This is a genomic window from Variovorax sp. PAMC28562, assembly GCF_014303735.1.
GTDB lineage: Bacteria > Pseudomonadota > Gammaproteobacteria > Burkholderiales > Burkholderiaceae_C > Variovorax.
The window spans coordinates 1598293-1621501 of record NZ_CP060296.1 but is presented as its reverse complement, the minus strand read 5'-3'; the positions used below and the strand labels follow the sequence as shown (position 1 = coordinate 1621501).

29 protein-coding genes and 1 tRNA gene are annotated in these 23209 nt (G+C 61.4%); 8 read left to right on the top strand and 22 right to left on the bottom strand.

Going from position 1 to position 23209, the window contains the following annotated elements:
* The first annotated feature begins 92 nt into the window (after window positions 1-92).
* Genes H7F36_RS07730 through H7F36_RS07705 form a run of 6 tightly spaced genes read left to right on the top strand, consistent with a single transcriptional unit; the run spans window position 93 to window position 7026 of the window.
* Window positions 93-2459 (top strand): bifunctional salicylyl-CoA 5-hydroxylase/oxidoreductase, encoded by a 2367-nt coding sequence (locus H7F36_RS07730; RefSeq protein ID WP_187054118.1) that lies wholly within the window; start codon window positions 93-95, stop codon window positions 2457-2459.
* 4 nt (window positions 2460-2463) lie between these two features.
* A complete protein-coding gene (locus H7F36_RS07725; protein WP_187054117.1) occupies window positions 2464-2943 on the top strand; it encodes a MarR family winged helix-turn-helix transcriptional regulator in 480 nt (159 codons plus the stop codon).
* A complete protein-coding gene (locus H7F36_RS07720) occupies window positions 2940-3794 on the top strand; it encodes an enoyl-CoA hydratase family protein (RefSeq protein WP_187054116.1) in 855 nt (284 codons plus the stop codon). Before H7F36_RS07725 ends, H7F36_RS07720 begins: the two co-directional genes overlap by 4 nt.
* Before the next feature lie 6 nt (window positions 3795-3800).
* Complete coding sequence (locus H7F36_RS07715) at window positions 3801-5000, top strand: acyl-CoA dehydrogenase family protein (RefSeq protein ID WP_187054115.1); 1200 nt, start codon at window positions 3801-3803, stop codon at window positions 4998-5000.
* Window positions 5001-5020: 20 nt separating this feature from the next.
* Window positions 5021-6634: an AMP-binding protein gene (locus H7F36_RS07710; protein WP_187054853.1), complete on the top strand. Its 1614-nt coding sequence runs from the start codon at window positions 5021-5023 to the stop codon at window positions 6632-6634.
* Window positions 6631-7026, top strand: a complete 396-nt coding sequence (locus H7F36_RS07705) for a RidA family protein (protein WP_187054114.1) — start codon at window positions 6631-6633, stop codon at window positions 7024-7026. The genes H7F36_RS07710 and H7F36_RS07705 overlap by 4 nt, the downstream gene beginning before the upstream one ends.
* A gap of 177 nt (window positions 7027-7203) precedes the next feature.
* Here H7F36_RS07705 and H7F36_RS07700 read toward each other — a convergent pair.
* The 18 genes from H7F36_RS07700 to rplN form a co-directional block, all read right to left on the bottom strand.
* A tRNA-Met gene (locus tag H7F36_RS07700) sits at window positions 7204-7280 on the bottom strand.
* 18 nt (window positions 7281-7298) lie between these two features.
* On the bottom strand, window positions 7299-7700 hold the full coding sequence (rplQ, locus tag H7F36_RS07695; RefSeq protein WP_187054113.1) for a 50S ribosomal protein L17: 402 nt from the start codon (window positions 7698-7700) through the stop codon (window positions 7299-7301).
* Between the two features lie 81 nt (window positions 7701-7781).
* Window positions 7782-8771 (bottom strand): DNA-directed RNA polymerase subunit alpha, encoded by a 990-nt coding sequence (locus tag H7F36_RS07690; RefSeq protein WP_187054112.1) that lies wholly within the window; start codon window positions 8769-8771, stop codon window positions 7782-7784.
* A 130-nt stretch (window positions 8772-8901) separates the two neighbouring features.
* Window positions 8902-9525, bottom strand: coding sequence for a 30S ribosomal protein S4 (gene rpsD, locus H7F36_RS07685; RefSeq protein WP_187054111.1), 624 nt, complete (start codon window positions 9523-9525; stop codon window positions 8902-8904).
* Window positions 9526-9685: 160 nt separating this feature from the next.
* The gene (gene rpsK / locus H7F36_RS07680) at window positions 9686-10090 is read right to left on the bottom strand and encodes a 30S ribosomal protein S11 (RefSeq protein ID WP_009124825.1); all 405 of its coding nucleotides are present in this window, start codon (window positions 10088-10090) and stop codon (window positions 9686-9688) included.
* A gap of 12 nt (window positions 10091-10102) precedes the next feature.
* Window positions 10103-10468 (bottom strand): 30S ribosomal protein S13, encoded by a 366-nt coding sequence (rpsM, locus tag H7F36_RS07675; protein ID WP_093243005.1) that lies wholly within the window; start codon window positions 10466-10468, stop codon window positions 10103-10105.
* A gap of 23 nt (window positions 10469-10491) precedes the next feature.
* The gene (gene rpmJ / locus H7F36_RS07670; protein WP_017760906.1) at window positions 10492-10605 is read right to left on the bottom strand and encodes a 50S ribosomal protein L36; all 114 of its coding nucleotides are present in this window, start codon (window positions 10603-10605) and stop codon (window positions 10492-10494) included.
* A gap of 63 nt (window positions 10606-10668) precedes the next feature.
* Window positions 10669-11982 (bottom strand): preprotein translocase subunit SecY, encoded by a 1314-nt coding sequence (gene secY / locus H7F36_RS07665; protein WP_187054110.1) that lies wholly within the window; start codon window positions 11980-11982, stop codon window positions 10669-10671.
* Window positions 11983-12011: 29 nt separating this feature from the next.
* Entirely contained in the window at window positions 12012-12443 is a 432-nt protein-coding gene (gene rplO / locus H7F36_RS07660; protein WP_187054109.1) for a 50S ribosomal protein L15, read from the bottom strand.
* Between the two features lie 11 nt (window positions 12444-12454).
* A complete protein-coding gene (gene rpmD, locus H7F36_RS07655; protein ID WP_187054108.1) occupies window positions 12455-12640 on the bottom strand; it encodes a 50S ribosomal protein L30 in 186 nt (61 codons plus the stop codon).
* A 24-nt stretch (window positions 12641-12664) separates the two neighbouring features.
* Window positions 12665-13183 carry a 30S ribosomal protein S5 gene (gene rpsE / locus H7F36_RS07650; RefSeq protein WP_187054107.1) on the bottom strand — a complete coding sequence of 173 codons (519 nt, stop codon included), beginning with the start codon at window positions 13181-13183 and terminating at the stop codon, window positions 12665-12667.
* A 29-nt stretch (window positions 13184-13212) separates the two neighbouring features.
* Window positions 13213-13578 carry a 50S ribosomal protein L18 gene (rplR, locus tag H7F36_RS07645; protein WP_187054852.1) on the bottom strand — a complete coding sequence of 122 codons (366 nt, stop codon included), beginning with the start codon at window positions 13576-13578 and terminating at the stop codon, window positions 13213-13215.
* Between the two features lie 14 nt (window positions 13579-13592).
* Window positions 13593-14126 carry a 50S ribosomal protein L6 gene (gene rplF / locus H7F36_RS07640; RefSeq protein WP_187054851.1) on the bottom strand — a complete coding sequence of 178 codons (534 nt, stop codon included), beginning with the start codon at window positions 14124-14126 and terminating at the stop codon, window positions 13593-13595.
* Window positions 14127-14151: 25 nt separating this feature from the next.
* A complete protein-coding gene (gene rpsH, locus H7F36_RS07635) occupies window positions 14152-14547 on the bottom strand; it encodes a 30S ribosomal protein S8 (RefSeq protein WP_187054106.1) in 396 nt (131 codons plus the stop codon).
* A 20-nt stretch (window positions 14548-14567) separates the two neighbouring features.
* Window positions 14568-14873 carry a 30S ribosomal protein S14 gene (gene rpsN / locus H7F36_RS07630; protein WP_068630277.1) on the bottom strand — a complete coding sequence of 102 codons (306 nt, stop codon included), beginning with the start codon at window positions 14871-14873 and terminating at the stop codon, window positions 14568-14570.
* A gap of 8 nt (window positions 14874-14881) precedes the next feature.
* A complete protein-coding gene (gene rplE / locus H7F36_RS07625; protein WP_187054105.1) occupies window positions 14882-15421 on the bottom strand; it encodes a 50S ribosomal protein L5 in 540 nt (179 codons plus the stop codon).
* 11 nt (window positions 15422-15432) lie between these two features.
* A complete protein-coding gene (gene rplX / locus H7F36_RS07620; protein ID WP_187054104.1) occupies window positions 15433-15750 on the bottom strand; it encodes a 50S ribosomal protein L24 in 318 nt (105 codons plus the stop codon).
* A 13-nt stretch (window positions 15751-15763) separates the two neighbouring features.
* Window positions 15764-16132: a 50S ribosomal protein L14 gene (gene rplN, locus H7F36_RS07615; protein WP_187054103.1), complete on the bottom strand. Its 369-nt coding sequence runs from the start codon at window positions 16130-16132 to the stop codon at window positions 15764-15766.
* Between the two features lie 142 nt (window positions 16133-16274).
* Here rplN and H7F36_RS07610 point away from each other — a divergent pair, with 142 nt between their 5' ends.
* Both H7F36_RS07610 and proC read left to right on the top strand, forming a co-directional pair.
* The gene (locus H7F36_RS07610) at window positions 16275-17555 is read left to right on the top strand and encodes an esterase-like activity of phytase family protein (protein WP_261802527.1); all 1281 of its coding nucleotides are present in this window, start codon (window positions 16275-16277) and stop codon (window positions 17553-17555) included.
* On the top strand, window positions 17552-18409 hold the full coding sequence (gene proC / locus H7F36_RS07605) for a pyrroline-5-carboxylate reductase (RefSeq protein ID WP_187054102.1): 858 nt from the start codon (window positions 17552-17554) through the stop codon (window positions 18407-18409). The genes H7F36_RS07610 and proC overlap by 4 nt, the downstream gene beginning before the upstream one ends.
* 36 nt (window positions 18410-18445) lie before the next feature.
* On the opposite strand, the gene ubiA is transcribed toward proC, so the two are convergent.
* From ubiA to recG, 4 genes are all read right to left on the bottom strand, one after another.
* Window positions 18446-19309 carry a 4-hydroxybenzoate octaprenyltransferase gene (ubiA, locus tag H7F36_RS07600; protein WP_187054101.1) on the bottom strand — a complete coding sequence of 288 codons (864 nt, stop codon included), beginning with the start codon at window positions 19307-19309 and terminating at the stop codon, window positions 18446-18448.
* Window positions 19310-19396: 87 nt separating this feature from the next.
* Window positions 19397-19981: a DNA starvation/stationary phase protection protein gene (locus H7F36_RS07595; protein ID WP_315971448.1), complete on the bottom strand. Its 585-nt coding sequence runs from the start codon at window positions 19979-19981 to the stop codon at window positions 19397-19399.
* 102 nt (window positions 19982-20083) lie between these two features.
* On the bottom strand, window positions 20084-21049 hold the full coding sequence (locus tag H7F36_RS07590; RefSeq protein WP_187054100.1) for a LysR substrate-binding domain-containing protein: 966 nt from the start codon (window positions 21047-21049) through the stop codon (window positions 20084-20086).
* Window positions 21050-21092: 43 nt separating this feature from the next.
* Window positions 21093-23204, bottom strand: a complete 2112-nt coding sequence (gene recG / locus H7F36_RS07585; protein WP_187054099.1) for an ATP-dependent DNA helicase RecG — start codon at window positions 23202-23204, stop codon at window positions 21093-21095.
* Between the last annotated feature and the right edge of the window lie 5 nt (window positions 23205-23209).

Below are 23209 nucleotides of genomic sequence, written 5' to 3'. Positions count from 1 at the left end.
TAAATATCCTAGTGAATTTCAGCGTCTTCTGCTTGTGGAGCGAGCCTCAATGTTCATTGACACAGGAATGTTTATGCCTAAACTATTCATCCATGAACAGCCTAAAAAGCATCCTTTGTATCGGCGGTGGCCCCGCAGGGCTCTACTTTGCACTGCTCATGAAAGCACGCCAGCCGTCGCTGCAAATCACGGTGCTGGAGCGCAATCGGCCATTCGATACCTTTGGCTGGGGCGTGGTGCTCAGCGACCAGACGCTCGCCAATCTCGACGCCGCCGACCATGCCAGCGCAACGCTGATCGGCAACTCGTTCCACCACTGGGACGATATCCAGGTCTTCTTCAAAGGCGAAGCGGTTCGCTCTGGCGGCCATGGCTTTTGCGGCATCGGCCGCAAGCACCTGCTCAACATCCTGCAAGAGCGGTGCCTGGCTTTGGGCGTCGACCTCGTGTTCGAAACCGATGCAGCCGACGATCAGGCAGCAGCGGCGAAGTACGACGCCGACCTGGTGATCGCCTGCGACGGACTGAACAGCCGGATTCGTCAACGCTACGCCGAGACCTTCGAGCCCGACGTCGATCTGCGCAAATGCCGCTTCGTTTGGCTCGGCACGCATCAGACCTTCGACGCCTTCACCTTTGCTTTCGAGCAGACCGAGCACGGCTGGTTTCAAGCGCACGCGTACCAGTTCGACGACGACACCTCGACCTTTATCGTCGAGACGCCCGAAGAGGTCTGGAAGGCGCACGGACTCGACGCCATGGAGCAACCGGAGGCCATCGCTTTCTGCGAGAAGCTCTTCGCTAAGTACCTCGGTGGCCACGCGCTCATCAGCAATGCGCAGCACCTGCGTGGCTCTGCCAACTGGATTCTCTTTCCGCGCGTGGTGTGCAAACACTGGGTGCACCGCATCGAGGTGGCCGGCAAGACGGTGCCGGTCGTGCTGATGGGCGACGCGGCGCACACCGCGCACTTTTCCATCGGCTCTGGCACCAAGCTCGCGCTCGAAGACGCCATCGATCTGGCGAACGAATTTGCGCTCGGCGAGAACATCAACGAGGTCCTGGCCGCCTACGAAGCGCACCGCAGCGTCGAGGTACTGAAGATCCAGAATGCGGCGCGCAACTCGACGGAATGGTTCGAGAACGTTGGCCGCTACACCGGCATGAAGGTCGAGCAGTTCGCGTATTCGCTGCTGACACGCTCGCAGCGCATCAGCCACGAAAACCTGCGCCTGCGCGATGCCGCCTGGCTCGGTGGTTACGAGCAATGGCTGGCCGGCGGCAAGAAGGCGATCCCGCCGATGCTGATGCCGCTCACTGTGCGCGGCCTTACGCTGAAGAACCGCATCGTCGTCTCGCCGATGGCGATGTACAGCGCGGTCGATGGCGTGCCGATGGACTTTCATCTTGTGCACCTTGGCGCACGTGCACTTGGCGGCGCGGCGATGGTCTTCGTCGAGATGACGAGCCCGACGCCTGAAGGCCGCATCACGCCGGCTTGTACCGGTCTGTACAACGACGCGCAATCGGCTGCGTTCAGGCGCATCGTCGACTTCGTGCACGGCCAGAGCAGCGCGAAGATCGGCATGCAGCTGGGCCACAGCGGCCCGAAGGGCTCGACGCGTGTGGGCTGGGAAGGCACCGACGAGCCGCTCGAAGCCGGAAACTGGCCTCTGCTGGCTGCCAGCGCGCTGGCCTATGGCGAACAGAATCAATTACCGGCAGCGATGACGCGTGCCGACATGGACCTGATGCGAGAGCAGTTCGTGGCGTCGACGCGGCGTACGGCCGAGGCTGGCTTCGACTGGCTCGAGCTGCATTGCGCACACGGTTATTTGCTCTCTGCGTTCCTGAGCCCGCTGACCAATCTGCGCGATGACGAGTACGGTGGCGCGACGGAAAATCGCCTGCGCTATCCGCTAGAAGTCTTCGCCGCGATGCGCGCCGCATGGCCGGCAGAGCGACCGATGAGCGTGCGCATCTCGGCGCACGACTGGGCGCCTGGCGGCAACACCGACGACGATGCCATCGCGATGGCGCGGGCCTTCAAGGCGGCGGGCTGCGATGTCATCGACGTGTCGTCGGGCCAGACCACGCGCGCCGCGGCTCCCATCTATGGCCGCATGTACCAGACACCGTTTTCCGATCGCATCCGCAACGAGGTCGGCATCGCCACCATCGCAGTGGGTGCGATCACCGATGCCGATCAGGCCAACAGCATCATCGCCGCAGGCCGTGCTGACTTGTGCGCGGTGGCGCGGCCGCATCTGGCCGATCCGGCGTGGACGCTGCACGAAGCGGCCAAGTTGCAGAGCCGCGCGGTCGAATGGCCGAAGCAATACCTGAGCGGGCGCGACCAGATGTACCGCGAGATCGCCAAGCAGAAAGACATGCTGGCCGCCGCCAGTGCTGCTGCAGCCAGCGCGGCGGCCTCGAAATCGTTGCCGCCCGAGGAATAAAAAGATGGACCTCGAAGCCCGCGCCCACAGCGAACACCCCGACGAGTTGCGGCTCTGGCTGCGCATGCTGACCTGCACCCAGTTGATCGAAAAGCAGGTGCGTAACGGGCTGCGCGAACGCTTTGCCACGACGCTGCCGCGCTTCGACCTGATGTCGCAGCTCGAGCGCGCACCCGATGGCATGAAGATGAACGAGCTGTCGCGCCGCATGATGGTGACCGGCGGCAACGTGACCGGTATCACCGACCAGCTGGTCACGGAAGGCCTGGTCGAACGCGTCGACGTGGCCGGCGACCGCCGTGCCTGGCGCGTGCGTCTTACCGTGCGCGGACGCAAGGCCTTCATCGACATGGCCGAGCAGCATGAGCACTGGATCGTCGAGGCTTTCGGCGGACTGAGCAGCAAAGAGATCACGCAACTTCACCGCCTGCTCGGCAAGGTGAAGCAACATTCCAGCAGCCCGTTGGCAGAGGCCGAAAAATGAAACATTACATCGGTGAGCGCAGCCCCATGCGCGCGCAATTCGAGGCGAAGGCCGGATACGTGGCCAGGCATTTCGCGTGGTCGTACGAAGCCGGCGTCGGCACCATCACGCTGAACCGCCCCGAGCGCAAGAACCCTCTCACGTTCGACTCGTACGCCGAACTTCGCGACCTGTTCCGCGCGCTGAACTACGCGACCGACGTGAAGGCGATCGTCGTCACAGGTGCGGGTGGCAACTTCTGCTCGGGCGGCGATGTGCATGAAATCATCGGGCCGCTTACCAAGATGACGATGCCGGAGATGCTCGAGTTCACGCGCATGACGGGTGACCTGGTCAAGGCGATCCGGCAATGTCCGCAGCCGATCATTGGCGCCATCGACGGTATCTGCGCCGGCGCGGGCGCGATGATCGCGCTGGCCTGCGACCTGCGCTACGGCTCGCCCGCAACGCGCACCGCGTTCCTGTTCACTCGCGTGGGCCTGGCCGGTGCCGACATGGGCGCTTGCGCACTGTTGCCGCGCATGATCGGCCAGGGTCGTGCATCGGAGCTGCTCTTCACTGGGCGCGCAATGACGGCGCAAGAGGGTTTTGCCTGGGGATTTTTCAACGCGCTGCATGACGGCGATGCACTGCTTGCGGCCGCAACAGCAGTTGCCCGCGATCTGGCTGAAGGCCCGACCTTCGCGCACGGCATGACGAAGACGATGCTCGCGCAGGAGTGGTCGATGACCATCGATCAGGCGATCGAATCCGAAGCGCAGGCGCAGGCGATCTGCATGCAGACCGAAGACTTCAAGCGTGCGTACGAGGCGTTCTCCGCCAAGCGCAAGCCCGTGTTCCAAGGGGATTGAGCGATCATGTCAGCCTTCGCCTCGCCTCCGGCACCACCTTCGACCGCACACCTTGCGTTGCCTTTTTTTGGCAATGAGCACCGTGCGCTAGCGGACGACCTTTTGCCATGGGCTGCGGCACAGCGTGTGGACGAGCGAGATGACCGCGCAGCCTGCCGTGAGTGGGTGCGCAAGCTGGGCGATGGCGGCTGGCTGCGTTACTGCGTGCCCGCGACCTCGGGCGGTGCATTGGAGCGACTGGATTCGCGCGCGCTCGTGTTGCTGCGCGAGACACTGGCTTTCCATTCGCCGCTTGCCGACTTCGCGTTTGCGATGCAGGGCCTGGGCAGCGGTGCCATCACATTGGCTGGCACGCAAGCACATCACGCCGAGTACCTGACCGCGGTCGCTAGCGGTCGCAAGATCGCCGCGTTCGCGCTGAGCGAGCCCGAAGCTGGCTCGGACGTCGGAGCAATGGCCATGCGAGCAACCGCCACTGTCGATGGCTGGCGACTCGACGGCGAAAAGACCTGGATCAGCAACGGCGGCATCGCCGACTTCTACTGCGTTTTCGCAAAAACAGAACCGAGCGCCGGGACGCGGGGCATCACGGCGTTCATCGTCGATGCGACGCTCTCGGGCCTCGACGCTTCCGAGCACATCGAAGTGATGGCGCCGCATCCGCTGGCCACACTTCGCTTCGAAGATTGCCGCGTGCCTCGCGAGGCACAGCTGGGCGACCGGAACGGCGGCTTCAAGCTGGCCATGCGTACGCTCGATATCTTTCGCGCGTCCGTCGCAGCGGCCGCACTTGGCATGGGGCGGCGCGCCCTGGCCGAAGCGGTGCACCATGCCCAGCATCGAAAAATGTTCGGCCAGACGCTGGCAGACTTTCAACTGACGCAAGCCAAGCTCGGCGAGATGGCAGCGCTGATCGACAGCGCCGCCCTGCTCACCTACCGCGCTGCGTGGATGCGCGACGACGCCGAACAACGCGGCGCAACGGCTGTCGGCGACGTTTCTGCAGCCGCCGCCATGGCCAAGATGTGCGCTACCGAAAACGCGAGCCGCGTGATCGACATGGCGTTGCAGATGCACGGCGGCCTCGGCGTGAAAGTGGGCACGAAAGTTGAGAGTCTGTACCGCGACATCCGGTCGTTGCGCATCTACGAGGGCGCGACCGAGGTACAGCAATTGATCATCGGCAAGTCTGTCCTCAAGGGATGAGCGTGGAGTCCCCTATGTCTTTGAGTGCGCAAGTGGATCGATTCGTGCACGACCGGTTACCGCCGGCTGAGCAATTGCCGATGTTTCGGTACGACTTACCCGAGTTGCAGTTGCCCGACCAGTTGAACTTGGTCGAAGAGCTGCTCGACAAGGCAGCGGCCAAAGGCTTCGGCGACAAACCGATGCTGCGTTCACCTCAGCAGACGCTGACGTATGCCGAGGCTGCAGTTGAGGTCAGCCGCATCGCACAGGTGCTTGTCGAAGACTTCGGACTGGTGCCGGGTAACCGCGTGCTGCTGCGTGGTGGCAACTCGGTCGCCATGGCGCTATCGTGGCTGGCCGTGGTGAAGGCCGGCATGATCGCCGTGGCGAGTATGCCGATGCTGCGCGCCAAGGAGTTGGGCGAAATCATCGACAAGGCGCGGCCTGTGCTCGCTCTGTGCGACGGCAAGCTGATCGCTGAGCTGGAAACGGCGCAGCGCGAATATCCGTCGCTGTTGACCATCGTTGCGTTCAACCTTCCGGACGATCCCGCGTCTTTGTCGTCGCTCGCTGCGGCCAAGAGCGGCGTCTTCGCGGCGTGTCCGACGTCGGCGGACGATGTCGCGCTGTTGGCGTTTACGTCGGGCACGACAGGCAAGCCGAAGGCGCCTGTAACGACGCATCGCGACGTGCTCGCCATGTGCGAGACCTGGCCGCGGCATATCCTCAAGGCTCGCAGCGACGACATCGTGATCGGCTCGCCGCCGCTGGCATTCACCTTCGGGCTCGGCGGGCTGCTGGTGTATCCGATGTGGGCGGGCTCTTCTGTCTACTTTCACGATGCGCCATACACGCCTGAAGGCGTGGTCAAGCTGATCAACGAGATCGGCGCGACCATCTGCTACACAGCCCCGACTTTCTACCGGCAGATGGCACCGTTTGCAAAGCAGCAAGGCGTGCCGTCGATGCGCACCTGCGTAAGCGCCGGTGAAGCTTTGCCCGATGCGACTCGCCAACTCTGGAAAGACGCGACGGGCATCGAGATGCTCGACGGCATCGGTGGCACCGAGGTCTTCCACATTTATATTTCGGCGGCGAACCACGAGGTGCGGCGCGGCGCGATCGGCAAAGCCGTGCCCGGCTTCACCGCGAAAGTTGTGGACGATGAAGGCAACGAGGTGCTGCGCGGCACTGTCGGCAAGCTGGCGATCATCGGCCCGGTGGGTTGCCGCTACCTCGACGATGCGCGCCAGACCGAGTACGTGAAGAACGGCTGGAACTACCCCGGCGATGCGTTCATGCAGGACGACGACGGCTACTTTTTCTACCAGGCACGCGCCGACGACATGATCGTGACCGCGGGCTATAACGTCGGCGGCCCCGAGGTCGAAGACGCGCTGCTGAAACACCGTGCGGTTGCGGAGTGCGGCGTGGTCGGCAAGGCCGACGCCGACCGCGGAACCATCGTCAAGGCCTATTGCGTGTTGAAGCCGGGCGAGACCGGTGACGCGGCGCTCGTCAAGGCGTTGCAAGACCATGTCAAGGCGACCATAGCGCCGTATAAATACCCGAGGGAGATCGAGTTCGTCACGGTGCTGCCTCGCACCGAAACGGGCAAGCTCCAACGATTTCGACTCAGACAAATACCATGATGAAATTCCTTCAACCGCCGGGCTGGACGGCACCCAAAGGATATGCGAATGGCATCGCTGCGCGCGGCACGACCATTTTCGTTGGCGGCCAGATCGGCTGGAACGCGCAGCAGCGGTTCGAGAGCGACGACTTCATAGTCCAGACCGGTCAAGCACTGCGCAACGTCGCCGAGGTGCTCCGTGAAGCCGGTGCCGGGCCAGAGCACATGGTTCGGATGACCTGGTACATCAGCGATCGCGACGAATACAACGCACGGCTCAGCGAGTTGGGGCCGGTGTATCGCGATGCGATGGGCCGCAACTTTCCGGCAATGACGTGTGTGCAGGTCGCCGCGCTGGTTGAAGCGCGAGCGAAAGTGGAAATCGAAGTGACCGCGGTTCTGCCGGACTGAACTGCACGCTGGCGTCTTCGGGCAGGGTAGACCGAGAGCGCCGTTAAGCCAAATCCACTGAGTCCACGGCACAGATTGGATTCGATCGTGTTACGCGCTCAGCGGATGACCTGCCATTTCTTGGTGTCATGACCCAAAGAAAAAAGGCCCTTTGATTTCTCAAAGGGCCTTTTAAATTGGTTGCGCGAGCAAGATTTGAACTTGCGACCTTTGGGTTATGAGCCCAACGAGCTACCAGGCTGCTCCATCGCGCGGCAAGATGGAATTATAGCTTATTCAGCGGCGTTCTGCTCGGCAGACGCATCTTCTTTGATCTCTGGGCGATCGACCAACTCAACCAGCGCCATCGGTGCGTTGTCGCCGACGCGGAAACCCATTTTCAGGATGCGCGTGTAGCCACCGGGACGCGTGTTGTAGCGCGGGCCAAGGTCGGCGAAAAGCTTGACGACGCTGTTGCGATCGCGAAGACGGTCGAATGCAAGGCGCTTGTTCGCAAGCGTCGGCTTCTTGGCCAGCGTGATCATCGGCTCGATGACGCGACGCAGTTCTTTCGCCTTCGGCAGCGTGGTCTTGATGACCTCGTGCTCGATGAGCGAGTTCATCATGTTTTGCAGCATCGCAAGACGATGCGAGCTGGTGCGATTGAGTTTGCGGAGGCCGTGACCGTGGCGCATAGTGCTTTCCTTTACTTTATTAAAAAGGCAGCCGTATCAGGTACTGCCCGTGCACTGAGCTTTTTGAAGGCTCTCTGAAAATTAACGCTTGTCGAGGCCGGCCGGCGGCCAGCTTTCGAGCTTCATACCCAAGGTCAGGCCGCGCGAAGCGAGGACTTCCTTGATCTCGTTGAGCGACTTACGACCCAGATTCGGGGTCTTGAGCAACTCGTTTTCGGTACGCTGAATCAGGTCACCGATGTAGTAGATGTTCTCGGCCTTCAGGCAGTTCGCCGAACGCACTGTGAGCTCAAGTTCGTCGACCGGACGCAGCAGGATCGGATCGAACTGCTGTGCACTGCGCGGCGCTGGGGTGTCGAAAGCGGCAAGTTCGCCACCTTCGAGCTGTGCGAACACTGCGAGTTGTTCGACCAGGATCTTCGCCGAAGCGCGCACTGCGTCCTCAGCGGTGATCGCCCCGTTCGTTTCGATCTCGACAAGCAGCTTGTCCAGATCGGTGCGCTGTTCTACACGAGCGCTTTCGACGGTGTAGCTCACGCGCTTGACTGGCGAGAACGATGCGTCGAGCACGATGCGGCCAATCGACTTCGTCGGCTCATCCGCATAGCGGCGCATCGTTCCCGGAACGTAACCGCGGCCCTTTTCGACCTTGATCTGCATATCGAGCTTGCCACCTTGCGACAGGTGCGCGATCACGTGATCCGGGTTGATGATTTCAACGTCGTGCGGCGTCTGAATGTCAGAAGCCAACACCGGGCCTTCGCCGTCCTTGCGCAGACTCAACGTGACTTCGTCGCGGTTGTGGAGCTTGAACACCACACCCTTGAGGTTCAACAAAATATTGACGACGTCTTCTTGCACACCGTCGATTGACGAGTATTCGTGCAGAACGCCGGCAATAGTCACTTCGGTGGCCGAATAGCCGACCATGGACGACAGCAGAACGCGGCGCAGCGCATTGCCGAGCGTGTGGCCGTAGCCCCGCTCGAAAGGTTCGAGAGTAACCTTGGCCTTGTTCGGCGCAAGTTGCTCGACCTGGATGGTCTTGGGTTTCAGCAGGGTGGTTTGCATGCAGACTTCCTCTCAATACCCCCGGTTCGTTACACCGGTAAGGCTGGTGAAGTGCCCTGTCGCGGTGCAGCGCGGAGGGAACAAAAAAATCACAAGGACGAGGCGGCGCAGCAGCCTCGTTATCGTCCGTTTAACGCGAATACAGTTCGACGATCAGCGATTCGTTGATGTCGGCTGCGAATTCGTCGCGGTCAGGAACCTTCTTGAAGGTGCCTTCGCCCTTGTCGGCGTTGACCTCGACCCAAGCCGGCATGCCGACTTGCTGAGCCAACTGCAACGCTTCGGCAATCCGGGTCTGCTTCTTCGACTTGTCGCGCACAGCAATCACGTCGCCGGTCTTGACCAGGTACGACGGGATGTTGACTGACTGGCCATTCACCGTGATCGCCTTGTGCGACACGAGTTGGCGTGCTTCAGCGCGGGTCGAGCCAAACCCCATGCGATAGACAACGTTATCCAGCCGGCATTCCAGCAAGAACAGGAGATTGGCACCCGTGTTGCCGCGGCGGCGATCGGCTTCTTCGAAGTAGCGGCGAAACTGCTTTTCAAGCACGCCGTACATGCGCTTGACCTTCTGCTTCTCACGCAGTTGCAGACCGAAGTCCGAGGTGCGCTGACCCGAAGTGCGGCCGTGCTGGCCGGGCTTGGAATCGAACTTGGCCTTGTCTTGAATCGAACGGCGAGCGCTCTTCAGGAATAGGTCAGTGCCTTCACGGCGGGAAAGTTTGGCCTTGGGGCCGAGGTAGCGTGCCACGTGATTTCCTTTGTGTCATCTGCCGCAGCTTTGAACTGCGGGAGCCATCAGCGGCGTGCCGATGGCGGTGGGCTTGATAAAAACAAAATGCGCAGCCGCCGCGAGGCAGACTGCGCCGGGCGATGAGGCTGGAGCGCCTCAACGCCTGACCGCAAAGCGATCAGATCCGGCGACGCTTTTGAGGGCGGCAGCCGTTATGCGGAACTGGCGTCACATCGGCAATGGAATTAATCCGAATGCCCAGCGCAGCCAAAGCGCGCACCGACGATTCGCGACCGGGACCAGGGCCCTTGATCTCGACGTCGAGGTTCTTAATGCCTTGTTCGACAGCAGCACGGCCCGCCACTTCGGACGCGACCTGCGCAGCGAAAGGCGTCGACTTGCGCGAGCCTTTGAAGCCTTGGCCACCCGACGAAGCCCATGACAGGGCGTTGCCCTGACGATCGGTAATCGTGATGATGGTGTTGTTGAACGAGGCGTGCACGTGAGCGATGCCGTCCGCGACGTTCTTGCGAACCTTCTTGCGAACGCGCTGTGCGGCGTTGTTTGCAGGAGCTTTAGCCATGCTGGTCTATCCTTATTTCTTCAGGGACTGCGCGGCCTTGCGCGGACCCTTGCGGGTACGGGCATTGGTGCGCGTGCGCTGGCCGCGCATCGGCAGGCCGCGACGATGGCGAAAGCCACGATAGCAACCGATGTCCATCAATCGCTTGATGTTCATCGTGGTCTCGCGGCGCAGATCGCCTTCGATGGTGAAGAGCGCAATCTGATCGCGGATCTTTTCGAGATCGCCGTCGGTCAGATCTTTGATCTTCTTCGAATATTCGATACCGCTCGCTTCACAGATTTGACGGGCGCGCGTGCGACCGATACCAAAAATGGCGGTCAGGCCAATTTCAGCGTGCTTGTGCGGTGGAATGTTAATGCCAGCAATACGTGCCATGTGCGTCCTCTAATACTCTTGGATCAACCCTGGCGCTGCTTGTGGCGCGGGTCGGTACAAATCACACGCACCACGCCTTTACGGCGGATGACCTTGCAATTACGGCAGATGGGTTTGACCGAAGCCGAAACTCTCATTTGATTCTCCTAAAACTTTAAACGTGGCGCTCTAACGCCCGAACTCAATACTGAAACCCAGCGCTACGACGTCTTGAAGTTCGCCTTCTTGAGCAGCGATTCATACTGCTGAGACATCATGTAGTTCTGTACCTGGGCCATGAAGTCCATCGTGACGACCACGATGATCAACAGAGAGGTCCCACCGAAATAAAACGGCACGTTGTATTTCAGAATCAGGAACTCGGGCAGCAAGCAAACGAAGGTGATGTACACCGCGCCGGCCAACGTCAGGCGAACCAGAATCTTGTCGATATAGCGGGCCGTTTGATCACCCGGGCGAATGCCAGGAATGAAGGCGCCGCTTTTCTTGAGGTTGTCGGCCGTCTCGCGGCTGTTGAACACCAAGGCTGTGTAGAAGAAACAGAAGAACACGATTGCAGCGGCATACAGCAGCACGTAGATCGGTTCACCCGGACGCAGCGCGCCAGCCACGTCCTTGATCCAACGGAAGCCACCTTCACCTGTGCTCAGCCAACCGACTACTGTTGCCGGAAGCAAAATGATCGACGAAGCAAAGATCGGCGGGATCACGCCGGCCATATTCAGTTTGAGCGGCAAGTGGGACGATTGGCCGCCGTAGACCTTGTTCCCAACCTGTCGGCGGGCGTAGTTCACAAGAATCTTCCGCTGACCGCGTTCCACGAACACCACGAAGTAAGTCACACCCGCCACAACGGCGACGATGAACAAAGCGACGATCACGTTCATGGCGCCGGTACGAACCAGCTCAAGCAAGCCCCCCACCGCGTTCGGCAACCCCGCCGCAATGCCAGCAAAGATCAGGATAGAAATGCCGTTGCCAAGACCACGCTCAGTGATCTGCTCGCCGAGCCACATCAGGAACATCGAACCTGCCGTGAGACTCACCATCGCAGTGATGCGGAAACCGAAACCAGGTGCAATGACCAGGCCCGCAGAGGATTCCAGCGCGACCGCAATGCTGAACGACTGGAACATTGCGAGACCAAGCGCGCCATAACGCGTGTACTGAGTGATCTTGCGACGTCCCGATTCGCCTTCCTTCTTCATTTGCTCGAAGGTGGGCAACACATAGGTCATCAACTGCATGATGATCGACGCCGAAATGTACGGCATGATCCCCAAGGCGAACACGGTGAAGCGCGACAACGCACCGCCCGAGAACATGTTGAATAGGCTCAGGATGCCACCCTGCTGACCTTGAAACAACTGCGCCAACTGATCAGGATTGATGCCCGGAACAGGGATGTGCGCACCGACGCGATAGACCACGAGGGCGAGCAGCAAAAAAACGAGCCGACGACGGAGGTCGCCGAACTTGCCTGTTTTTGCGAGCGTTGCCGCGTTAGTTGCCACGAAGAGGTTCTTTCAGTCCGAAGAGGAAATCAGGCGACGCTGCCGCCGGCAGCTTCAATTGCAGCCTTGGCGCCGGCAGTAGCGCCCACGCCCGTCAGCTTGACAGCCTTGGTAAGTTCGCCGGTCTTGATGATCTTGACGACCTTGATCATCTGACTGACCAGACCTGCTTGCTTGAGCGCCAGCATGTCGACTTCAGCCAGACCGAGTTGCTCGAGAGCAGTCAGCGTGACTTCAGCGTTGTACTTCAGCAGATGCGACTTGAAGCCGCGCTTAGGCAAGCGCCGTTGCAAAGGCATTTGACCGCCTTCGAAACCAACCTTGTGGAAGCCGCCTGCGCGTGACTTTTGACCTTTGTGACCGCGACCTGCGGTCTTGCCGATACCGGAGCCGATACCGCGACCAACGCGACGCTTTGCGTGCTTGGCGCCGGCGGCCGGCTTGATGCCATTGAGTTCCATATCAGTCTCTCTTACAGAACTTTGACCAGATAACTGATCTTGTTGATCATGCCGCGCACTGCGGGCGTATCTTGCAGCTCACTCACGCTGTTGATCTTGCGCAGGCCGAGGCCACGCACGGTAGCGCGATGCGATTCCTTGGTGCCGATCGGGCTCTTCACTAAGGTCACCTTGAGGGTTGTTTGTTGCGTCGTCATGGGAGTCTTCTGGTATCTCTTCGCTTACGCGAAGATTTCTTCGACGGTCAGGCCACGCTTGGCAGCGACTTGCGATGCCGTGGTCGAGTTCTTCAGACCGTCGAGCGTGGCGCGAACCATGTTGTAGGGGTTTGACGAACCATGGCTCTTGGCCACGATGTCGGTAATACCCAGGACTTCGAACACAGCGCGCATCGGGCCACCAGCGATGATGCCCGTGCCCTTTGGGGCCGGAATCATGACAACCGATGCAGCGCCATGGTGACCGGTCACGCGATGATGCAGTGTGCCGTTCTTGATCGAAATCTTGAAGAGGTTGCGACGCGCTTCTTCCATAGCCTTTTGCACTGCAGCCGGCACTTCCTTCGATTTGCCCTTGCCCATGCCGACCTTGCCGTCGCCGTCACCGACCACGGTGAGTGCTGCAAAACCGAGGATCCGACCACCCTTCACCACCTTGGTGACGCGGTTGATCGCGATCATCTTCTCGCGCAGACCGTCTTCCGGTCCTTCGTTCTGGGTGCGTGCTTGAATTTTTGCCATCTTGAATTCCTTGAACTCGCTGCTTGCGCTTAGAACTGCAGGCCGGCTTCGCGTGCCGCTTCAGCCAACGCCTTGACGCGGCCGTGGTACGCAAAACCTGCACGGTCGAAAGCGACCTTGTCAACGCCGGCCGCTTTCGCCTTTTCAGCGATGCGCTTGCCAACCGCGGTAGCGGCAGCGGCGTTGCCGCCCTTGCCTGCGCCGCCTAACGACGTGCGAACTTCGGCTTCGGCCGTCGATGCAGTCGCAATCACCTTGGAGCCGTCGTCGGAAATGACCGTGGCGTAGATGTGCAGGTTGGTGCGGTTCACCGTGAGACGGGCAACGCCCTGGGTCGCGATACGAATGCGGGTCTGGCGCGAGCGGCGCAGACGCTGTGCTTTTTTGGTCAACATCATTTTGCTGCCCCTTATTTCTTCTTGGTCTCTTTGATCACGATCTTCTCGTCCGAATATCGGATGCCCTTACCCTTGTAAGGCTCAGGCGGACGAACAGCGCGGATCTCGGCGGCGATCTGGCCGACGCGTTGGCGATCGGCACCCTTGATCACGATTTCAGTCGGGGTCGCAGTGGTTACCGTGATGCCTTGAGGCATGTCGATATTGACCGGGTGCGAGTAACCGACTTGCAGATTCAACTTGTTATTGGATGCAGCGGCCTTGTAGCCGACACCGACCAAATTGAGCTTCTTTTCGAAGCCCTTGGTGACGCCGACAACCATGTTGTTGACCAGCTGGCGCAACGTGCCGCTCATCGCATTCGCTTCACGCGAATCGTTGGCGGGCTCGAAATTGAGCTTGCCGTCATTGCTGACGACTTTGACCAACACATTGCGATGCAGGCTGAGCGTTCCGCCCGAGCCTTTGACGCTGATCTGGTCATCCTTGATCGACACATCCACACCTGCGGGGATGGCGACGGGCATTTTTCCTACGCGGGACATTTTCAGTAACTCCTCGATGTCTCGGTTAGGCGACGTAGCACAGGACTTCGCCACCGACACCGGTAGCGCGCGCCTTGCGGTCGGTCATCACGCCCTGTGGGGTAGTGACGATGGCGACGCCGAGGCCGTTCTGGACTTGTGGAATGGCAGCGCTGCCCTTGTAGACGCGCAGACCGGGACGGCTCACACGCTCGATGCGCTCGATGACCGGGCGACCAGCGTAATACTTCAAGGTGATGACCAGTTCGGACTTACCCGACTCGGTCTTGACCTCGAAACCATCGATATAGCCTTCGTCTTTCAGCACCTGTGCGATCGCGACCTTCACTTTGGAAGATGGAATCGACACATTGGGCTTCGCCACCATCTGCGCGTTACGGATACGCGTCAGCAGGTCGGCAATGGGATCACTCATGCTCATGTTGTTTGCTCCTGCCGGGCTTACCAGCTAGCCTTGGTGACACCGGGGATGTCGCCAGCGAAAGCCAGTTCACGGATCTTGGCGCGAGCCAGACCGAATTGACGGAACGTGCCGCGAGGACGACCGGTGATGGCGCAACGATTTCGTTGACGCGTCGGGTTCGCATTGCGCGGGAGCTTCTGCAGACCCAGACGGGCTGCGGCGCGCTCTTCGTCGCTCTTCTTGGCATCGTTTGCGATTGCCTTGAATTCCGCGTGCTTCGCGGCGTACTTGGCGACCAAGTTGTCGCGCTTGAGTTCGCGCTGGATCAAAGATTGTTTAGCCACGGTTCGCCTCAGTTCTTGAACGGGAAACGGAAACCAGCGAGAAGCGCCTTGGCTTCTTCGTCGGTCTTGGCCGTTGTCGTGATGCTGATGTTGAGACCGCGCAAGGCATCGACCTTGTCGTATTCGATCTCAGGAAAAATGATCTGCTCTTTGACGCCGATGTTGTAGTTGCCACGACCGTCGAAAGCACGGCCGGAAATGCCGCGGAAGTCGCGGACACGCGGCAGCGCCACGGTCACGAAACGGTCCAGGAACTCATACATCTGCACACCGCGCAGCGTGACCATGCAACCGATCGGCTGCATTTCCCGAATCTTGAATCCGGCAATGGCCTTCTTCGACTTGGTGACGACTGGCTTTTGGCCGGCGATCTTCGTCAGGTCAGCGACAGCATTGTCGAGAACCTTCTTGTCGGCAACCGCTTCACCCACGCCCATGTTGAGCGTGATCTTGGTGATGCGCGGGACCTGCATCGGCGACTTGTAGCCGAACTTTTCGATCAAGTCTTTGGAGACTTTTTCGCGGAAGTGTTTTTGGAGACGTGCCATGTGAGTACCCCTTAGGCGATCTTGATTTCGTCGCCGCTGGACTTGAAGACGCGAAAGCGCTTGCCGTCCGCGATCTTGATGCCCACACGATCGGCCTTGCCGGTCGCGGCATTGAAGATCGCCACGTTGGATTGGTGGATAGGCATAGTCTTTTCGACGATGCCACCGGTCGTACCCTTGAGCGGGTTCGGTTTGGTGTGCTTCTTGACGGTGTTGATGCCGTCGACGATCAGATGCGAGTCGTCCTTGCGCAACGAAACGACACCGCGCTTACCCTTGTCACGACCGGCCAACACGATAACCTGGTCGCCTTTGCGAATCTTGTTCATGGCGTTGTTGTCCTTACAGAACTTCAGGAGCCAGCGACACGATCTTCATGAACTTTTCGGTGCGCAACTCGCGCGTCACCGGTCCGAAGATGCGGGTGCCGATCGGCTCCAGCTTTGCGTTGAGCAACACGGCTGCGTTGCTGTCGAATTTGACGAGGGAACCATCGGCGCGCCGGATGCCCTTGGCAGTGCGAACCACGACCGCGCTGTAGATCTCGCCTTTTTTGACGCGACCACGCGGAGCGGCTTCCTTGATGCTGACCTTGATAACGTCGCCCACACTGGCGTAACGTCGCTTGGAGCCACCCAGCACCTTGATACACAGGACGGATTTCGCCCCTGTGTTGTCGGCTACTTCGAGCCTGGATTCAGCTTGGATCATTTCGAATAGTTCCCAACTTGTACCGATGCGAACCCGAAGGCGGGTTCACTGCAGTCAGTCTTGGGCCCGTCGTCCGCACCCCGAACCACTCGGGGCACTTCCGCTGGGCAGAAGCTTCACTCGTTTAGAGCGAAGCCCGCGATTGTGCCATGCGTTCGACGGTGCGTCAACTGCGCTGGGCCGGTGGAAGCCAGAAACTAGACTGGAGTCTGTGCATCCCAAGCAACACAACGACCCGCACCAAGCCATCTCGACGGCGATGACGCGTCGCCGCCTGCTTGCCATGCTGCTCTCGGCAAACCCAATCGTCTTCGGGTTGACTGGCTGTAACGGTTCGTCGAGCGGCCAGTGGACCGCCGGTCCGCTTTCACCCGTCCGCTTGCGCCTGATCGCTGAAGCCCGTTGGCCGCACCGGATCCAAATAGCGGAAACGCCCACGGGCGGCCTCTCAGGAATCGACTTCGACGCCGCGAACAGTGAGTATCTGCTGTTGAGTGATGACCGATCGGATCTCGCGCCAGTTCGGTTCTATACGGCGCGATGGCGTGATCCAGCCACCGCGCCGCCCGAACCAGTTTCCGTCGTTTTCCTGCAGCGTCCGGGCAGCGGGCCGTGGCCAGGGCGCGCCAAGGCCGTCGAGGGCACGCCCGTTCCGGATCCGGAGTCCCTCAGGTTGCGTCCTGCGACAGGCACGATTCTTTGGTCGAGCGAAGGCGACGTGGCGCGCGGCTTCGGCCCGGCGCTTTATGAATCGACACGCGATGGCCGCTTCCTGCGCGAGTTCACGTTGCCTTCGATGTTCAAGGCCGATGCTTCCATGCGACGCGGACCACGCGACAACCTCGGGTTCGAAGGCCTTGCCCTGACGCCGGACGGCGGCCACGCCTGGCTGGCGATGGAAAACGCTCTGATAGAAGACGGGCCCGTGCCAACACTCGAAGCCCCCGGTGGGCCCTGCCGCTTCACGCAGATCGATCTCGCTTCGGGCCGCGCAACGCGACAGATCGCCTACATCCCTGACGCCATCCCGCAACGCCCTACCTTTCCAGGTGGCTTCGCGGACAACGGCGTCAGCGAGGTGCTGATGATCGATGCACACCGCATGCTGGTTCTGGAGCGGGCGTACGCGGTCGGCGTCGGCAATTCATTGCGTCTCTACGAGATCGACACGAGCACCGCCAGCGACGTGCTGGCGCTCGATACTTTGACGCCATCCAACCATCGCCCAGCGAACAAGACGCTCGTCGCCGACTTTGCGACGCTAGGCCTTTCGCGCCTCGACAACAGTGAGGGCATGTGCTGGGGCCCGCCGCTGGCCAACGGGCGCCGCACGCTGGTGGTCGTCAGCGACGACAATTTCAATCCGCTGCAAATTACCCAATTCGCCGCATTCGAATTTATCGACCGACCCATGACCACATGACCATCGCCGTCACCTTTCTGCCCCGCAACGCCGCCACACCACTCCCGCCGATCGCCTTCATCGGTGGCGGCAACATGGCGAGCGCCATCATCGGTGGCTTGATTCGGCAAGGCACGGTGGCCGGCACTTTCGAGGTGGTCGAGCCATTCGACGAGGCCCGAACGCGGCTTGCAAATGAGTTTGGCATCGCAGCTCTGACTGAAGCGAACCCTGCGCTCGCGCGCTGCGCCGTCGTCGTGTGGGCCGTCAAGCCACAAACCTTTGCGGACGCGGCGAAACCGGTGCGCGCCTTCGCACCCGATGCGCTTCACCTCAGCGTCGCGGCGGGCATTACCTCGGACAGCATCGCGCGCTGGCTGGGCAGCGAGCGCATCGTGCGTGCCATGCCCAACACGCCAGCGCTCGTCGGCCAGGGCATGACCGGCCTTTTCGCCCGACCGGCAACGAGCAGCGAAGACCGAGCGCTCGTCGCACAGCTGCTGGCACCGACCGGCGAACTGCTCTGGGTCGACGCTGAAAGCGATCTCGACGCCGTGACGGCGATGTCCGGTTCGGGCCCGGCCTACGTCTTCTATTTCATCGAAGCAATGACAGAGGCGGGCATCGAGATGGGATTGCCTGCCGACCAGGCGCAGCGCCTGGCCATCGGCACCTTCACCGGCGCATCGGCGTTGGCCAAGAGCGCAACGGAGGCGCCGTCGGTGTTGCGACAGCGGGTGACGTCGAAGGGTGGAACGACCTACGCTGCCATCAAGTCTCTTGAAGCCGCTGACGTAAAAGCCCAGTTCAAGACCGCCATTCTTGCGGCGCAAAAACGCGCGGCGGAGTTGGGTGAAGAATTCGGCAAAGGTTGATTGCCGGCCAAAGCCAGCCTTTCGAGCGAAGCGCGCTCAGCGCAGCGCATAGCCGGCAACGACCCCCGCGAACACAGTGAAGCCGAGCCAATGGTTCAGGCGAAATGCCTTGAAGCAGCCGTCGCGCGTGCGCGTGCGAACCAGGCGCCAGTGCCAGGCGGCTTGCGCGGCAGCCAGGACAATAGCGATGAAGAAGACCAGGCCCAGACCGCGGCTCGCACCCGCAATGGTCCACAGCAACAGAAAGGCCGCATAGCTCGCCACGACCGCAGCAACATCGAAGCGCCCAAAGGTGATGGCAGAGGTCTTCATGCCGATCTTCAAGTCGTCGTCGCGGTCGACCATCGCGTATTCGGTGTCGTAGGCCAGCACCCAGAACAGATTGCCCACGAGCAGCAGCACGACGAAGGCCGGCACTACCGACTGCACCGCCGCGAACGCCATCGGGATGCCGAAGCTGAAAGCTATGCCGAGAACCGCCTGCGGGATCGAGACGAAGCGCTTGGCAAAGGGATACGCGAGCGTGATGGCGAGCGCCGCGAATGACCAGAGGACGGTCAGCCAGTTGGTTGTGAGCACCAGAGCAAAAGCAAGCAACGCCAGCACTGCCCCCAGCGTCAATGCTTCTCTCACCGACACCGCTCCGCTCGTCACCGGCCGCTGTGCGGTGCGCTTCACATGGCGATCGAAATCGCGATCGGCCACGTCGTTGATGCAGCAGCCCGCGCTGCGCATCAGAAACGTGCCGAGCACGAACACGATCAACAAGTGCCACTCCGGCCAACCATCGGCGGCGAACCAAAGCGCACCCAGCGTGGGCCAGAGCAGCAGCAACCAACCGGCGGGCCGATTCCAGCGAATCAGATCAAGGTAGACATGCCGCCCCCTTAGCTTGCTCACTTCGTATAGCCGCTTCCCCGCCCGAGGGGGCAACGCCAGCGGCTCGGCAAAGCCGGTTTCGCGGCGTTTCTCGAACAGGCCATCGCCTCAGTCTTCAAGCAGCGAACGCAGCATCCACGCCGTCTGGTCGTGCACGGTGCAGCGCGCGGTCAGCATGTCGGCGGTCGGGTCGTCGCCGGCTTCTTCGGCCACCGGAATGAACTCGCGCGCAATGCGCGAGACGGTTTCGTGGCCCTTGACAAGAATGCGGACCATCTCCATCGCCTTCGGCGGATGCTGCGGCACATCGGGCACGGTAGCGATCTTGCTGAATTCGGCATACGAGCCCGGTGCGTAGTGGCCGAGTGCGCGGATGCGTTCTGCAATCACGTCAGTCGAATTCCAAAGCTCGGTGTACTGACCCATGAACATCGCGTGCAGCGAGTTGAAATGCGGGCCGGTCACGTTCCAATGGAAATTGTGCGTCGTGAGATAGAGCGTATAGGTGTCTGCCAGCACGCGGCTCAAACCCTCGGCGATGTCCGCGCGGTCTTGCCGTTCGATCCCGATGTTGATGATCGGCGCGTTGCGACTGCCCGACTCCGTCGACACCACCGTTCCGCCCTTCTTGGGCACCTTGCCGGACGCAGCCACGGGGTTGGACGATTTAGCTTTTTTCAGATCTTTGGTCATGACGAAGTGATCTCTTTTCGATGTAAGTTCAAAATTAAGATTCTGTGAGCGGAGCGCTGGTACCGCAACAGCACGTCGCTATGGCAGCGATGGTCTGTGCCTTCAAGACAGCCGCTTCACACCCGGAAGCTCGCACGCATAGATCGCATTGCGCAGCGCGGCGATCGCCTCGTAGCGTGTGAAGCTGCGGCGCCATGCCAGCACCACGCGGCGCGTCGGCGGCTCGCGGCCTTCGCCATCGACGACCGGAAGGTAGCGCACCATCTGCTCGTTGTCTTTCTTGCCCTTGCCCCTGGGCTTGAGCGCCTCTGCTGGCACCGACAGCCGCGGCACCAGCGTGACGCCCATGCCGGAAGCCACCATGTGCTTGATGGTTTCCAGAGACGAGCCTTCGAAGCTCTTGCGGATGCCTTCGGCATTGCTCGAAAAGCGCGCGAACTCGGGGCAGACTTCCAGCACGTGATCGCGAAAGCAATGGCCGGTTCCGAGCAGCAGCATCGTCTCGTTGCGCAGTTCTTCGGAAGTGATCGAATCCTTCCCCGCTAGCTTGTGGTTGATCGGCAGTGCGGCCATGAAGGGCTCGTCGTACAGCGCGGCCATTGCCAGGCCGTTGTCCGGAAAAGGCTCGGCCATGATGGCGCAATCGATCTCGCCGGCGCGCAGCATTTCGAGCAGCTTCACGGTGAAGTTTTCTTGCAGCATCAACGGCATTTGCGGCGTGCGGGTGATCACCTGGCGCACCAGGTCGGGCAACAGGTAAGGGCCGATCGTGTAGATCACGCCGAGGTTCAATGCGCCGGCCAGCGGGTCTTTGCCTCGCTTGGCAATCTCCTTGATGCTGGCGGCCTGATCGAGCACGCTCTGCGCCTGCTGCACGATCTGCTCGCCCAGCGGTGTGACCGTGACCTCGCCTGCGCTGCGCTCGAACAGCTTCACTTCGAGTTCGTCCTCAAGCTTCTTTATGGCGACCGACAGCGTGGGCTGAGAGACGTAGCAGGATTCGGCGGCCTTGCCGAAGTGGCGTTCGCGCGCCACTGCGACGATGTATTTGAGTTCGGTAAGGGTCATAGCTTCCGACAATTATGCGCAGTCGCCCCGTAGGCTAGCGAGCTCATGCTTTGAGATATTCGGCTTTGGTGCCGAGCCAGCGGTCCACGTGCTTCTGCGCTAGCTCAGGGTATTGATCCAGCATACGAGGAGCGAGATCTCGCGCCCAATCGAGCAGCAACGCGTCTGTTTCGAGATCGGCAAAGCGAAGCAGGGGCGCGCCGGATTGCTTCGCCCCGAGAAACTCGCCGGGTCCGCGAATCTCGAGGTCGCGACGTGCGATCTCGAAGCCGTCGCCGGTTTCCGCCATTGCCTTCAAGCGCGCGCGCGCCGCCTCGCCGACGCGGCCGGCTTCGTTCGGCGCGTAGAGCAAAACGCAGGCCGATGCCGCTGCGCCGCGACCAACCCGCCCGCGCAACTGGTGCAACTGCGACAGCCCAAAGCGCTCCGCGTGCTCGATCACCATCAGCGACGCATTCGGCACATCGACGCCGACTTCGATCACCGTCGTACTGACGAGCACCTGGATCTGATTGGCGGTGAAGGCAGCCATCACCGCCTGCTTGTCTGGCGTCGACATGCGCGAATGCAGCAGACCGACATGGACCGGCTGACCCAGCACGTCTGCCAACTCGTCGCGCGTTTCTGTCGCATTGCGCAAATCGACCGCTTCGCTTTCTTCGATCAACGGACAGACCCAGTAGACCTGCCGCCCTTGCGAAAGCTGCGCCTGAATGCGCGCGACGACTTCGTCGCGGCGGTGGTCCGCCACCAGCTTGGTGACGATGGGCGTGCGGCCGGGCGGCAGCTCATCGAGCGTGGACACATCGAGATCGGCAAAGTAACTCATCGCCAGCGTGCGCGGAATCGGCGTGGCGCTCATCATCAGCAAGTGGGGCTCGAGGTGCCCGACGGCCTTGCCGCGCAGCGCCAGCCGTTGCGCCACGCCGAAGCGATGCTGCTCGTCGATGATGGCCAGCGCCAGTCGCCTGAAGCGCACCTTCTCCGAGATGACGGCGTGCGTACCGATGACCAGCGCCGCCTCGCCGCTCTCCACCGCTGCCGACATGACGTCGCGCTCCTTCTTCTTCTGGCTGCCGGTCAGCCACGCCACACGCAAGCCGCGCTCCGCGAGCAAGGGATCGAGCCAGCCCACCAACTTGCCGAAGTGCTGCGACGCCAGGATCTCGGTCGGCGCCATCAGCGCACATTGAAAGCCGGCGTCGATACAGCGTGCGGCCGCCAGCGCAGCGACCACTGTCTTGCCAGAGCCGACGTCGCCCTGCAGCAGCCGATGCATCGGAATCGACCGTTCCAGGTCGCGCGTGATCTCTTCGCCGACTCGCTGCTGCGCGCCGGTCAGGCCGAACGGCAGCACCGCCATCAACTGCGCGTGCAACGACGTGGCGGACGTCATCGACCGCAGCGGAGGTGCCTGCTGCGCGGCGCGCTCGCGCCGTGCCTGCAACTGCGACAGCTGTTGTGCCAACAACTCTTCGGCCTTGATGCGCTGCCAGGCAGGATGACTTCGGTCTTCCAACGTTGCCATCGCCACGTCGGGCGTCGGGTAGTGCAGAAACGACAGCGCGCGGCGCAAGTCCCACACCTCTTGCGCATCGATCGAAATCCCGACGGACTCCGGCACGGTCTCGTCTAGCGCAGCACGCGCGAGGCCCGATCTCACCTCGCGCCGCAGCACCGGTTGCGCGAGCCCCGCGATGGTCGAGTAGACCGGCGTCAGCGCATCGGGCAACGAAGTGCCTGCCGCCTTGACGGTCGGATGCATCATCGTGCGGCCGATAAACCCGCCGCGCACCTCGCCGCGCACCCGCACCCGCGCGCCGACTTCGAGCTGCTTTTGCTGTGATGGATAGAAGTTGAAGAAGCGCAGCTGGCAGGTGTCGCTGCCGTCGTCGATGTTCACGAGAAGCTGGCGGCGCGGACGAAACGCGACTTCGCTTTCGGTCACCACGCCTTCGACCTGCGCCAGGTCACCTTCGCGCGCGTCGGCCAACCGCACGATGCGCGTTTCGTCTTCGTAGCGCATCGGCAGGTAGAGCGCGAAGTCGATGTCGCGCACGAGGCCGAGCTTGCGCAGTGCGCGCTGAACGAGGCTGAGCCCGGCGCCAGGTGGCGCGGGTGGTCCGGCTGTAGCCGCGGGGGTCGCGACCGCCATACCCG